General features: G+C 50.7%; 13 protein-coding genes. 12 read left to right on the top strand and 1 reads right to left on the bottom strand.

Annotated elements, in window-relative coordinates; genetic code table 11:
* Positions 1–4: 4 nt before the first annotated feature.
* The 10 genes from ACGHM3_RS07665 to ACGHM3_RS07710 all read left to right on the top strand — a co-directional run bounded on the left by ACGHM3_RS07665 (position 5) and on the right by ACGHM3_RS07710 (position 8,826).
* Complete coding sequence (locus tag ACGHM3_RS07665) at positions 5–1,507, top strand: aromatic/alkene/methane monooxygenase hydroxylase/oxygenase subunit alpha (RefSeq protein ID WP_345417727.1); 1,503 nt, start codon at positions 5–7, stop codon at positions 1,505–1,507.
* Between the two features lie 66 nt (positions 1,508–1,573).
* A complete protein-coding gene (locus tag ACGHM3_RS07670; protein WP_345417730.1) occupies positions 1,574–1,936 on the top strand; it encodes a phenol hydroxylase subunit P4 in 363 nt (120 codons plus the stop codon).
* Positions 1,937–1,945: 9 nt separating this feature from the next.
* On the top strand, positions 1,946–3,007 hold the full coding sequence (locus ACGHM3_RS07675) for a phenol 2-monooxygenase domain-containing protein (RefSeq protein WP_345417733.1): 1,062 nt from the start codon (positions 1,946–1,948) through the stop codon (positions 3,005–3,007).
* 300 nt (positions 3,008–3,307) lie between these two features.
* The gene (locus ACGHM3_RS07680; protein ID WP_345417736.1) at positions 3,308–4,768 is read left to right on the top strand and encodes a 2-hydroxymuconic semialdehyde dehydrogenase; all 1,461 of its coding nucleotides are present in this window, start codon (positions 3,308–3,310) and stop codon (positions 4,766–4,768) included.
* A gap of 142 nt (positions 4,769–4,910) precedes the next feature.
* Positions 4,911–5,129, top strand: a complete 219-nt coding sequence (locus ACGHM3_RS07685) for a tautomerase family protein (protein WP_345417739.1) — start codon at positions 4,911–4,913, stop codon at positions 5,127–5,129.
* On the top strand, positions 5,126–6,040 hold the full coding sequence (locus tag ACGHM3_RS07690; protein WP_345417742.1) for an acetaldehyde dehydrogenase (acetylating): 915 nt from the start codon (positions 5,126–5,128) through the stop codon (positions 6,038–6,040). Before ACGHM3_RS07685 ends, ACGHM3_RS07690 begins: the two co-directional genes overlap by 4 nt.
* A 2-nt stretch (positions 6,041–6,042) precedes the next feature.
* Positions 6,043–7,089 (top strand): 4-hydroxy-2-oxovalerate aldolase, encoded by a 1,047-nt coding sequence (gene dmpG, locus ACGHM3_RS07695; protein ID WP_345417745.1) that lies wholly within the window; start codon positions 6,043–6,045, stop codon positions 7,087–7,089.
* Positions 7,090–7,114: 25 nt separating this feature from the next.
* A complete protein-coding gene (locus ACGHM3_RS07700; protein ID WP_345417748.1) occupies positions 7,115–7,879 on the top strand; it encodes an SDR family oxidoreductase in 765 nt (254 codons plus the stop codon).
* 123 nt (positions 7,880–8,002) lie between these two features.
* Positions 8,003–8,425, top strand: a complete 423-nt coding sequence (locus tag ACGHM3_RS07705; protein WP_345417751.1) for a hypothetical protein — start codon at positions 8,003–8,005, stop codon at positions 8,423–8,425.
* A gap of 44 nt (positions 8,426–8,469) precedes the next feature.
* Positions 8,470–8,826, top strand: a complete 357-nt coding sequence (locus ACGHM3_RS07710; RefSeq protein ID WP_345417754.1) for a 2Fe-2S iron-sulfur cluster-binding protein — start codon at positions 8,470–8,472, stop codon at positions 8,824–8,826.
* On the opposite strand, the gene ACGHM3_RS07715 is transcribed toward ACGHM3_RS07710, so the two are convergent.
* A complete protein-coding gene (locus ACGHM3_RS07715) occupies positions 8,823–9,734 on the bottom strand; it encodes a LysR substrate-binding domain-containing protein (RefSeq protein ID WP_345417757.1) in 912 nt (303 codons plus the stop codon). The two genes, ACGHM3_RS07710 and ACGHM3_RS07715, sit on opposite strands and share 4 nt — an antisense overlap.
* A gap of 262 nt (positions 9,735–9,996) precedes the next feature.
* On the opposite strand from ACGHM3_RS07715, the gene ACGHM3_RS07720 reads away from it, so the two are divergent.
* Both ACGHM3_RS07720 and ACGHM3_RS07725 read left to right on the top strand, forming a co-directional pair.
* A complete protein-coding gene (locus tag ACGHM3_RS07720) occupies positions 9,997–10,959 on the top strand; it encodes a YCF48-related protein (RefSeq protein ID WP_345417760.1) in 963 nt (320 codons plus the stop codon).
* Positions 10,960–10,970: 11 nt separating this feature from the next.
* The gene (locus tag ACGHM3_RS07725) at positions 10,971–13,433 is read left to right on the top strand and encodes an MMPL family transporter (protein ID WP_345417763.1); all 2,463 of its coding nucleotides are present in this window, start codon (positions 10,971–10,973) and stop codon (positions 13,431–13,433) included.
* Positions 13,434–13,457: the final 24 nt, after the last annotated feature.

The raw sequence follows: 13,457 nt of genomic DNA on the forward strand, positions 1-13,457 counted from the left end.
TACCATGACTAATAAAAAACTCAACCTAAAAGACAAATACCGCTTACTCACCCGAGAATTAGATTGGGAATTCTCCTACGCCGATCGCAAACAGGCGTTTCCTTACGAAGAATTTGAAGGTATCAAAATTACTGATTGGTCAAAGTGGGAAGATCCGTTTCGATTAACCATGGACGCTTATTGGAAATACCAAGCAGAGAAAGAAAAAAAGCTCTACGCGATTTTTGATGCCTTTAGCCAAAACAATGGCCATCTAAATGTGTCAGATCCACGCTACGTGAACGCCATTAAACTATTTTTAACCGGCATTACGCCGCTAGAATACCAAGCTTTCCAGGGATTTGCTCACCTTGGGCGGCAGTACGGTGGCGTGGGCGCGCGTGTCGCTTGCCAAATGCAGTCCATTGATGAGTTGCGTCACGTGCAGACGCAGATTCATGCGATCAGCCAATACAACAAGTATTTTGATGGCTTTAAAGAATGGACACACATGCAGGATAAAGTGTGGTATTTATCGGTACCCAAATCATTTTTCAACGACGCTCGCAGTGCTGGCCCCTTTGAATTCTTAATTGCGATTAGCTTCAGCTTTGAATATGTCCTTACTAATTTGGTGTTTGTTCCGTTTATGTCCGGTGCGGCCTACAACGGCGACATGGCAACGGTAACCTTTGGTTTTTCCGCGCAATCTGATGAAGCACGACATATGACGCTGGGGTTGGAGGTGATTAAGTTCTTGTTAGAGCAGCACGAAGACAACCTTCCGATTGTCCAAAAATGGATTGATAAATGGTTTTGGCGAGGCTGTCGCTTGCTCAGCATAGTAGCCATGATGATGGACTACATGTTACCCAACAAGGTGATGAGCTGGAAGGAAGCCTGGGAAGTTTACTTTGAACAAGCTGGCGGTGCGTTGTTTAAAGACTTGGCCCGCTACGGTATTACCATGCCTAAATACGCCGAACTGGTTAGTAAAGAAAAAGAGCATATATCACACCAAACCTGGTGGACTTTTTACACCTATGGCCAAGCAGCCGGTTTTCACACTTGGATACCCACCGATGAAGAATTGGATTGGTTCAGTGAGAAATACCCGGAAACTTTCGATAAATATTATCGTCCGCGCTACGAATACGCCAAGCAGTTAGAAAAAGAAGGTAAACGTTTTTATAATGGCACATTGCCGATGTTGTGCAGCATTTGCCAAATTCCATTACTGTTTACCGATATGGACGAGCCGGATTTAACCTCTCACGACTGTCATCATCACGACGGCGATCAATACCATTTCTGCTCCGAAGGCTGTAAGGAAATATTCATCGAAGAGCCAGAAAAATACGTTCAGGCTTGGTTGCCGGTGCACCAAATCTATCAAGGCAATTGTGGCGGCCCAGGGTTGGAAGAAGTACTTACCCAGTACTACCGAATGACCATGGGTGAGGAAAACCTTGATATGAAAGGCTCTCCCGACGAGCAACGTTGGAAGAAATGGAAAGGCGTCGCCTAATTTTTTTACGTTTAACTCTATGAGGCGGGCAATGCCCGCCAATCACTGACTTTCTGAGGTATCAGCATGCCTATACAAGCCTACTTTGATAATTATAAAGGCGAGGTAAAAGATCGCGTGGAAAATTTCCATGGTAACCAACTGGTGTACGTTAACTGGGACCAACATCTTTTGTTTTCTGCACCCTTTACGTTAATGGTTACACCAAGCCTAACCTATGCAGAATTTATAAAAGAGGTGTTACCCACTGCCTTTAATCAGCACCCGCAATGGAGCGAGGTCAACTGGCAGACGGCTAGCTGGCTGCTGGATGGCCGAGCGTTTACACCGCAAATGAAGGTCTCGCTAATTGACCAGGGCATAAACCACAAAAGCTTTTTGCGCCTGCAAACGCCGGAATTGACCGGTATTGCTAACGCTAGTGTTTAAGGTGATGTTATGAGCTATGAAGTCACTATAGAGCCCACCGGCGATGTCATCGAAGTGGAAGATGGCCAAACCATTTTAGCGGCGGCCCTACGCCAAGGTGTTTGGCTACCCTTTGCCTGTGGCCACGGCACCTGTGCCACCTGTAAAGTGCAAGTACTCGACGGCGATGCCGATATTGGCGAAGCATCGCCGTTTGCGTTAATGGATGTGGAGCGCGATGAAGGTAAGGTGCTGGCCTGTTGTGCCATCCCAGAGTCCGATATGACCATCGAAGCGGACATCGACGTGGATCCTGATTTTTTAGGCTGCCCGGTGCAAGATTTCACTGCAACGGTTACTAGAATCGTTGATTTATCGCCCTCCATTAAGGGGGTAACCCTAGCGCTGCCAGGGCCTATGGAATTTCAGGCTGGTCAGTACGTTAATGTGTCCGTGCCCGGCGTTGAAGGCACGCGGGCGTTTTCCATTGCCAACCCGCCGTCGGATAACAGCAATATCGAGCTGCATATTCGCAAAGTGCCAGGTGGCGCCGCCACAAGCTATATCCACGAGCGATTAACGGTAGGCCAAAAGCTCGACTTATCCGGCCCCTATGGCCAGTTTTTTGTGCGCAAATCCGATCAACAGGGCGCGATATTTATTGCCGGAGGTTCTGGGTTATCCAGCCCGCAATCCATGATTATTGATCTGCTCGAACAGGGCGATCAACGTCCTATGGTGTTGTTTCAAGGCGCCCGCAATTTAGCGGAGCTGTACAACCGGGAAATGTTTGAATCCCTGGCCAATACCCACGATAACTTTACCTACGTACCAGCGTTAAATGAGCCAAAGGAGTCCGATAACTGGCAGGGGTTTGTGGGCTTTGTACATCAGGCGGCGCAACACTATTTTGATGATCGCTTCAGCGGTAACAAAGCCTATCTGTGTGGCCCACCGCCGATGATCGATGCAGCCATTACCGCGTTAATGCAAGGCCGGCTGTTTGAGCGCGACATTCATATGGAGCGGTTCTTTACCGCCGCCGATGGCGCCGAAGAGCCAGCCCGTTCCGCACTGTTTAAGCGTATTTAGCGGCCGCAGCCAGGGAGTAGGCTTGAGTATGCTGAAAAGGTATCAAAGCCCAAATCAAATAGTATTAGATGGTATCCAGCGCGGCAATTATTCTACTAACCATATTACCGAGATTATCGAAATTACCGAGGTAATAGCGGGTTGCTTAAACCAGCCCCCGCAAAGCAGCAAGGATGCTGCACCAAACGCTAAATGAGTCGGTGCCAGTATTCAATTAAGGCACGTTTTAGGATGACAAACTACTCAGTAGCAGTTGTGCGCTCAACCTGCTGTTGTGCAAAATCATAAAAGGTCCAGTCCATGCGCCAAGTCAATAATTTTATCAATGGTGAATTCCAACCCGCGGATAGCGCGCAACGTTTTGAAAAGCGCTCACCGGTTAATAACCAAGTCATCGCCTCCATCGCCGAAGCCAGCAAGGCCGATGTAAACCGAGCGGTGCAAGCCGCGCAGCAAGCCTTGAAAGGGCCTTGGGGACAATTTACCACTGAGCAGCGTGTGGCTATGTTGTACGAGGTGGCGGAAGAGATCACCCGTCGGTTTGATGATTTCGTAGCCGCAGAAATGGCCGACACCGGTCAACCAAGCCATGTTATGAAGCAGGTTTTTATTCCACGAGGTGCCGCCAATTTTAAAATTTTTGCCGATGTTATTAAAAACGTTGCCTCAGAATCCTTTCAGATGGCAACTCCGGATGGCCGAGGCGCGCTTAATTATGCCCTGCGAGTACCTAAAGGTGTTATTGGTGTGATTTCTCCTTGGAATGCACCGTTTATGCTAATGACCTGGAAGGTCGGCCCGGCGTTAGCCTGCGGCAACACTGTAGTGGTTAAGCCTTCCGAAGAGACCCCTCTTACCGCCACCTTGTTGGGTGAGGTGATGAACAAAGTGGGCGTGCCACAGGGCGTTTATAACGTGGTCAATGGGTTTGGCCCGGATTCCGCTGGGGCCTTTGTTACCGAGCACCCAGGGGTGGATGCTATTACGTTTACCGGTGAGACTAAAACCGGCACCGCCATCATGAAAGCGGCGGCCGAGGGGGCTCGGGATGTCTCTTTTGAGATGGGTGGCAAAAACGCCGGCATTATTTTTGCCGACTGCGATTTCGACGCAGCGGTGGATGGCATTTTTCGTTCAGCATTTTTAAACACGGGCCAAGTGTGTTTGGGAACCGAGCGGCTCTATGTGGAACGGCCTATTTTTGACAAATTTGTGCAGGCCTTAAAAACCAAAGCCGAAGCGGTTAATTACGGCGCGCCCACTGAGCATGGCTCAAACTTTGGCCCGTTAATCAGTAAAGAGCACCAGCAAAAAGTCTTGTCTTACTACAAGCTGGCCGTAGAGGAGGGGGCCACCGTGGTGACTGGCGGTGGTGTGCCCGATATGCAAGGTGAATTGGCCGAAGGCAATTGGGTTCAGCCAACCATTTGGACAGGCTTAAACGATAATGCCCGCGTGGTGCAAGAAGAAATTTTCGGCCCCTGCTGCCATATTAGTCCATTCGATCGTGAGGACGAAGTTATCGCCTTGGCTAACGATACCGAATACGGTTTGTCCACCACCATTTGGACCACGAATCTGTCTCGCGCCCATCGGATGGCTGAGGCGGTTGACGTGGGTATCACCTGGATTAACAGCTGGTTTTTGCGCGATTTACGTACGCCATTTGGCGGCTCTAAACAGTCGGGTATTGGCCGCGAGGGTGGTGTTCACTCGTTGGAGTTTTATACCGAAATGCGCAACGTTTGTATAAAACTGTAGCTCTTTTCATAACAATAAACGCATCGCTGGTTGCAGCTATACCGCTGAAAATACTCGATTAATACCGGGTTTGTAAAGCTGGCGCGAGCGCTGAATAATAGCTGGTCACAAAAGACGTGGGCCTGCTTTTTGGAGAAATACTATGCCCATCATTGAGATGCACCTACTCACCGGCCGCTCGGCGGAAACTAAAAGCCGAGTGGCCAAGGCCATTACCGCAGCCGCGGCCGAGTCCTTGGGCGTCAGCCCGGATACCGTACGCATTATGATAACCGAGCACGCCAAAGACGATTTTTATGTGGCGGGTATTGCTGGGCGCGCGTCAGATCGGCCCGCGGTGGCGACGGAGGAGAACCCATGAGCAAAATAAAATGCGCCATTATTGGCTCCGGCAACATCGGTACCGACTTAGTTTATAAAATTCAACGCAGCCAAGTATTAGAGCCGGTTTGGATGGTGGGGATTGATCCGCAGTCAGAGGGTTTAGCGCGGGCCAAGAGTATGGGCTTAAAAACCACCGCCGACGGCGTGGATGGCTTGGTGCCCCATGTGCTTGAAGACGGCGTGCAAGTCGCGTTCGATGCCACCAGTGCCTATGTGCATGCCGAAAACAGCCGCAAGCTTAATGCGCTGGGTGTGATGATGATTGATCTCACCCCGGCGGCTATTGGCCCCCTGTGTGTGCCGCCGGTAAATTTAAAACAGCACGCCGACAATTTTGAAATGAACGTCAATATGATTTCTTGCGCCGGCCAGGCCACCATTCCTATCGTTAATGCCGTAGTACAGGTGCAGCCGGTGGACTACGCCGAGATCGTAGCCAGCCTAGCGTCTAAATCCATCGGCCCGGGTACCCGCGCTAATTTAGACGAATTCACTTACACCACCTCCAATGCTATTGAAAAAGTGGGCGGCGCTAAAAAAGGTAAGGCCCTGGCGATCATCAACCCGGCCGAGCCGCCCATGATTATGCGCAACACCATTTATTGCCGCACCCAAGGTCAGCCGGACCAAGAAGCCATTACGCGCTCTGTTTTGGCAATGATTAAACAGGTGCAAATTTACGTGCCGGGTTATCGCCTAGTTAACGGCCCAGATTTCGACGGCAATTTAGTGTCGGTATTTATGGAGGTGGCAGGTCTTGGTGACTACCTGCCCACCTATGCCGGCAACCTGGATATTATGACTGCCTCGGCCTGCCGTACGGCGGAAATGTTTGCTCAAGAAATATTGGCGGGCAAAATTGAATTAAAACCGGTGGAGGTAGCCTAGCCATGGCAGAGTTAAAAGGTCGCAAAGTCATTCTGCACGATATGTGCTTACGCGATGGAATGCACGCTAAAAAAGAGCAGATATCCATAGAACAAATGGTCACCGTAGCCAAGGCGCTGGACGCCGCCGGTATGCCCTACATCCAAGTCACCCATGGCGCAGGCCTGGGCGGTAATTCGCAACAGCATGGATTTGCTTTGGCCACTAACGAAGAGTACATCTCGGCGGTGGCGCCACTGATGAAACAGGCTGTGGTTTCAGTGCTATTAATACCGGGCCTGGGCACTATGAAAGAACTTAAATCCGCCTATGATGCCGGCGCTCGCAGTGTGCATGTGGCAACCCACTGCACCGAGGCCGATACCGCGCCACAGCACATTGCCTACTGCCGAGAGTTGGGGATGGACACCTCGGGATTTTTGATGATGGCGCACTTAAACGACGCCAAGGGCTTGGTGCAAGAAGCCAAAAAGATGGAATCCTACGGTGCCAATACGGTGTATGTGACAGACTCCGCCGGATTTATGTTGCCAGAGGACGTTACCGAGCGGATTTCCGCCCTACGCGATGCCTTAAAACCTGAAACCGAAATTGGCTTTCACGGCCACAATAATTTGGCTATGGGCAATGCCAATTCCATTGCCGCTATAGCCGCAGGTGCCAGCCGTATTGATGGCTCTGTGGGCGGCTTGGGCGCCGGCGCCGGCAACACGCCTTTGGAGTCATTTGCCGCCTGTTTGGAGCGCATGGGTGTGGAAACCGGTGTGGATTTATTCAAGCTAATGGATATGGCCGAGGAAATTATCTTTCCCATGATGGAGCATATTGTACGGGTGGATCGTGAATCCTTAACCCTGGGTTACGCCGGTGTGTACTCCACCTTCTTATTGCATGCCAAACGGGCATCCCAGCGCTACGGCGTTCCCACCCGGGATATTCTAATGGAGTTGGGTCGTAAAAAGATGATTGGTGGCCAAGAGGATATGATTTTGGATACCGCCATGACCATGGCAAAACAGCGCGGCTTACTGCAAGCGGTTGCCCAATAAGAATAGAAAAATAACAGACGTTATCATGCAAACAGAAAAAGAAGTGGCCGTGGTGGTGGGGGCAACCGGTGCCTTTGGCCAAGCCATGGTAAAACGCTTATTGGAGCACAACTTAAACGTAGTGGCTGTGGCCCGCAGTGCCGCTGCTGTTGACGCGCTGGCGGCGGACTACCCGGGCGTTACCGGCTGTGTAGCCGATATAGCCGACGATAGCGCCATAGAAACCATTGCCAACACGTTGGAGAACTGCGGCGCTCGGGTACGCACGGTGGTGCATGGCCCTGGTGTGGGCGTTGCCGGTGGTATTTTAACCGCGCCCACACAAACCATGGTAGAAGCGGTAAATATCAAAGTTGGCGGCTTGCTGCGCTTGGCCCGAGCCGCCGACACAATGCTGGCCGACCATGCTCGTATTATTGCCATTGGTGGTCACTACGGCCTGGAGCCAACCGCCTACGCGGCTGCCGCAGGTGTGGCCAATGCGGCATTGATCAATGTGGTGCGCCAGCTGAGCCTGGCCTACGGGCCACGCAATATTACCGCCCACGTAATTGCCCCGGGGCCGGCGGATACCGAGCGTTTGCACCGAGTGGCGGCCACGCGGGCACAGCAGCGCGGGCTTAGCTTGGACGACGTACTAGATGAAATGCGGGCTGAATCCAGCATCGGTGCTTTTACCACTCCAGAGCAGGTCGCCTGGGCGGTAACCACCTTGTTGGCGCCCGAGGCCACGGCTATGACGGGATCAACCTTGATGTTGGATTCTGGCCGCCGTAAAGGATTGCCTTGATTCAAATAAATCCTGTGTTCCGCTCAAGCGTAAGCAGCTAAAAATCAAAAAAGTAACGATGTTAATTTTAACGATAGCAATTATAACGATAACAGTTATAACGTAAACAACAGAGGCAACCCCATGCCCGTAGTGCATTTTCATTTAAGCGAGTGTTCCGCCAGCGAGCAGCAATGCCGCCAATTATTGGAATTTGCCAGCCAAGAATACGCTCGCATTCTCGAAGCGCCCATGGAGCGTGTGCGTGGTATGATCACCGTGCATCGCAACCACGAAATGGCGCTGCAGGGTAAAACCTTACAGCCGGGTGAAACCGGCGCACCGTTTTTTGAGGCCATGGTATTGCGGGGTAGAAACCTTGCGCTGCGGTCTGAATTAATGGATATTTTTACCCAAGGCACGGCAAAAATATTGGGTATTGATGCGTCGGTGATTCGCGGCAGAATTATCCAAGTAGACCCAGAAGACTGGTGCATAGCCGGTAAAACGGCGGCGGAGATTCGAAAAGCAGAGATCGAGGCCCGCGCCGACGCTAGCAATAATTAAATAAACACTAAAACAATAACGAAAAGAAATAATTAAAACAATAAATGAACTACATTATCCGCGTTATTGATGACGAACTGGATATCGATGAAAGCTTCGGTTGCAATGAAGATGAATCGGTACTTCATGCCATGCACCGCACTGGCCGCAAGGGCATTCCTCTGGGCTGTCGGGGTGGCGGTTGCGGTGTGTGTACGGTGCAGGTAAAAAAAGGGCACTATAGCCATAAAGCCATGAGCGCCTGCCACATCAGTGAAGACGACCTAGCCAACGATACGGTACTGGCTTGCCGAATATTCCCAGAGCAAAACTTAGAGTTGTGCATTACCGGCAAAATACGCCGCCGGTTTGCAGCCAAGGCCAACCCAATGTTGTTGGCCTCGCACAGGGCAGGGCGTTAGGCCGACTCCGCCGTTGCTTGGGATTGTTTAAATTGGCGTACCTTCTCCAAAAACGATTGCAGCAACGGTGAGTTATCTTCTGAGCGATAAATACAGCTTAAATCCACCTTGGCGCCCTTGGGCAGATTAACCAAGGGTTTGTAGCTAACGCCGGCCAGTTTGAGGGCCGCCGCCGATTGTGGCACCACACACACGCCAAAGCCGCCGGCAACCAAAGAAACCCCAGTCACCGCATCGCCCACCTCATGTGACACCTGCGGTGTGTAATTCGCTTGGTGGCACAGGTTAACCACCTTATCCTTAAAGTTTGGGCTGCCTTGTGACGGGAATAAAATCATAGGCTGATGTTGTAACTCGTTAAAATCGATCTCCTCTTTTTGGCCCAGTTCTGTGGTGGTGTTTACGGCCACCCAAATATCCTCGGAACGTATTAATTCCGATGTAATATCTGGCAACGGTGCCAGTATTCGATTAAACGCCACGGTGACTCGGCCCTGCCGCAGGGCTTCAATTTGTGCCGCTTTACCCATGGTGTGTAGCACCACTTTTACATCGGGGTAATCCTGCCGAAACGACAGTAAAATACGCGGTATGGTATCCAAAATCCCCGAGCCAAAAATCGCCACATCCAAACGGCCAAGCTGACCGGTGCCTGCGCGCTGGGTGCGCTCGGTAGCTTGTTCCACTAGGGCAAAGATATTTTTTGCCTCGCGCAAAAATATTTTGCCTGCCTCAGTTATTTCCATGCCCTTAGGGGTACGATTAAACAGCGCAACGCCCAGTTCATCCTCCAATTGGTGGATCTGCCGGGTCAGTGGCGGTTGAGAAATGTTCAGTGCGGTGGCAGCGCGGCCAATATGGCCTTCTTCTGCCACGCTAATAAAGTAGCGCAGTTTGCGTAAATCCATGCAGGTACACCTGATATCGTTATTTTAGGTTTTTAGAGCTTAGCGCTGGGGCCACTTTTACAGCCCAGTTTTAAGCTTTTATGCAGTATCCGTTGTGGTGAAGGTAATACTTTATAAGTATCGAAAATGGGAGTCAATTGTATTGGATGGGTATGGGATACCTGAATTACAGTGTGTTTCAAATCGCCGCCCGAGCTATAGAAAATCTTAAATAGCCATTTGGCAAAACAATAAAAACACATTGCCTATTTCCGATGCTTTTATGAATAACTATAAAGAAAAACATTCGTTGCTAGCAGCAGCTCAATGCCTATCAATGGCCGCTATTGCCATAAGTTTAGCCGGTTGTGAGGCCGCACTGGATTTGTCCGGCGTTAACACCACATTGGATAACCCCGTTCGCCGTACCGATCAAATCCAAGGCCTCGCACAGAACACACAAGCCCAAGTAGCAGTGGGCAATTTTGGTTTGGTGTTGCATCGCACGCGCGGCAGTGAAGACTGGCACCGATTGGAGTTGCCCGGCCAACCTGGTTTAATCGATATTGCCACCTGCCCGGATGAGCAATTCGTTGCGCTGGGGTTTGAGCGTGATTTATGGTTGGGCGATAAAAATGCTGGCCAATGGCAAAGCAAGCCCATACCAACATCAGAAAATCTATTGGCCGTTACCTGTGCCCCCGATGGCACTATTTGGGCCGTGGGCAGTTTCTCCAGCCTGTATTCCTCATCCGATGCGGGCGATAGCTGGGCGGAGTTCTCATTGAACGAAGACGCCATGCTCACCAGTATCCAGTTTTTAACCGCCGACATTGCATACGCCACCGGGGAGTTTGGCTTGGTGATTAAAACCGAGGACGCCGGCGAACAGTGGCAGGTGTTAGCGCCCATTCAGGCTGAGTTTTACCCGCAAACCACATTTTTTAGCGATGAGCAAACCGGCTGGGCCGTAGGTTTGGATGGCACCGTGTACCAAACAACGGATGGCGCTGGCAGTTGGCAGCTAAACGATACCGGTGTGGATGCGCCGCTGTATCAAGTCATAGAGCACGATTCTAACCCACTGTTATTGGGCGACAACGCCACTGTGCTCACTCGCACTGAAGGTCAATGGCAGCCTTTGGCTTTATCTATTCCTCCGGTGTTTTTACGCGCGGGTCTTGTGGATAACCAACAATTATTACTCGCCGGTGGTAACGGTGTGTTGCTAAGCGTTGATCTTTGAGGTAGTTAATTATGAAAGACAAACTCGATAAACACTCCGCCAAAGCGCACCCAACCACCCATTTTATGCACCGCTTCGAACAGGGTGTGTTTAAACGGCCTAACATTATTCTGTCGATAATTTTGATGGTTACCGTGTTCTTTGCATCGCAAATACCCGGCCTAAAGATCTATTCCGATTTCGCCGACCTTTTACCGCAAACGCACCCATACATCGAATTGCACAATGAAATCAAAGGCTCCTTTGGTGGTGCTAATGTGATCATTGTGGGTGTGGAATTCACTGAATCTACGGTGTTTACCAACGAAGCTTTGGCTCGGGTGCACCGCATTACACAAGCGGTGGATTCGTTACCTGGGGTAAACCATAATCTGGTTGCCAGTGTGGCCCACCGTAACTCGCGTAACGTATGGCTAACACCGGAGGGTAATGTTAACTCCGAGCCATACTACAACCCGGATAAAACCAATTTATCCCAGCCCGAGTTGGATAATCTCCGCGATGCCATCGTTGCCGACCCCAGAGTCTACGGCCCATTGGTCAGCCCCGATATGCACATGGCTTTGGTTAAGGCGCAACTGATTGAAGGTAAGTTAGATTACGCCGAGACCTACCGGCAAATACAAGCACTGCGCGCAGAAGAATCCGCCCCTGGGGTTAAAATTCACGTTACCGGCCAGCCAATGTTGGTGGGGTGGACGTACCAGTATTTGAGTCAAATCGTGGAAATATTTTTGTTCACCGGTTTGATTATGATTGCGCTTTTGGTGTTTTATTTCCGTAAAGCCTACGGCATTTTGATACCCCTGGCCGGTGTGGTGGTGTCCTCCATTTGGGGCTTGGGGATTATTTCTTTATTCGGTTACAACCTAGACCCGCTCAGTTTGGTGATTCCGTTTTTGATCTCGGCTCGAGCCATGTCCCATGGCATACAACTGGTGGAGCGCTATTATCAGGAGCTGGTCAACAACGATCATATAACTGCGGCACGGCTTACCTTTGAGAGTCTATTCCGGCCCGGAAGCCTCGGCGTGGTATCCGATGCGATTGGTTTGTTATTGATTGCCATAGGTTCCATTCCACTCAATACCAAAATGGCTCACTACGCCTCCATTTGGGCGCTGAGCATTATTATTACCGTGCTATTGGCTGTGCCCCTGTTGCTATCCATTTTGCCGCGGCCTAAGTCCAGTGAGATCAAAAGCAATGTATTCCGTAACATCGGCTCCTTGGTGGCCGGCATAGTCAGTGGCCCGCAAGCCGCCGCCAAAGTGTTGTTGTTGGCCTTGGCCGCCCTGTGCGTGGGTGGTTATTTCTCTTCCCACGTGGTGATTGGTGAGTCTGAACCCGGCTCGCCCATTTTGTATCAAGATCACGACTACAATATTTCGTCCAAAGCCGTTAACGACAGTTTTCCTGGCAGTGAAGAGCTTTACATTATTGCCGAAACCGATGAGAACGGCGGCATTAAAAGGCCCGAGGTACTGAAGGCCTTGGCTGACTTCGAGCGTCATATGCTGCTGGACCCTGAAGTGGGCGGCGCCAAGGGTGCACCGGATTTAGTCACCCAGGTGAATCGCCTATTACATAACACCGACCCACGTTGGGTTCAAATACCTGACGATCAGCTGTACATCGGTGGCTTAATGTATACCTACATGATGTCTAACCCCATCCCAGGTGCGTTAAACGAATTTGTCGATACCGACGAGCGCGTGGCTGCTTTGGTGTTTTACTATAAGGATCACCAGGGTGAGACTATCCGCCGCGCCATCCATATGGCTAAACAATGGATTGCCGAAAACGAAGGTAAAGTGGATGGTTTAACAATTCGTTTGGCCGGTGGCACCATCGGCGTTATTGCGGCACAAAATGAGGCCGCCTACGAAACCAATTTAATGGTTCTGCCCGCCGTGTTTGCGTTGATTTTCATCTTCGTTACCGTGTTTTATTCATCATTTATGGCCGGTGCCATGATGCTGATGGCGATGATCTTTGCCACAACCTTAACCTACGGCTATATGGGCCTGGTGGAAATGGGGATTAATTCCAATACCGTGCCCATTATTGCGGTGGGTGTTGGAGTGGGTATCGATTACTCCATTTATATGATGGATCGTATCCGCGCAGAAATGGCCAAGTTGGGCAACTTGGGTCAAGCGGTACGGGCAGCCATTGGCACCACCGGTTTGGCCATCAGCTTTACTGCCACCACGTTAATTGCCGGCATTGTGATGTGGGTGATCTTATCCGACTTACGCTTCCAAAGTGACGCCGCGTTGCTGTTGATTGTGATGGTGGTGCTCAATGCCATTGCTGCCATGCTATTGGTGCCTAGCTGGGTGTTATTAATGAAGCCTAAGTTTATTACCTCGGCTTATACCGACGACGATGGCGTGATCCATGCCGATCATAACCCGCGACCCGTGCAGAAGATTACGCCTGAGGTAGAGAAAGAAAAAATTTCAGCCTAGGCGTTCACACAGCGCTAATAAAAA

Source organism: Halioxenophilus aromaticivorans (genome assembly GCF_042850945.1).
In the GTDB taxonomy this organism is placed as follows: Bacteria; Pseudomonadota; Gammaproteobacteria; order Pseudomonadales; family Cellvibrionaceae; genus Halioxenophilus; species Halioxenophilus aromaticivorans.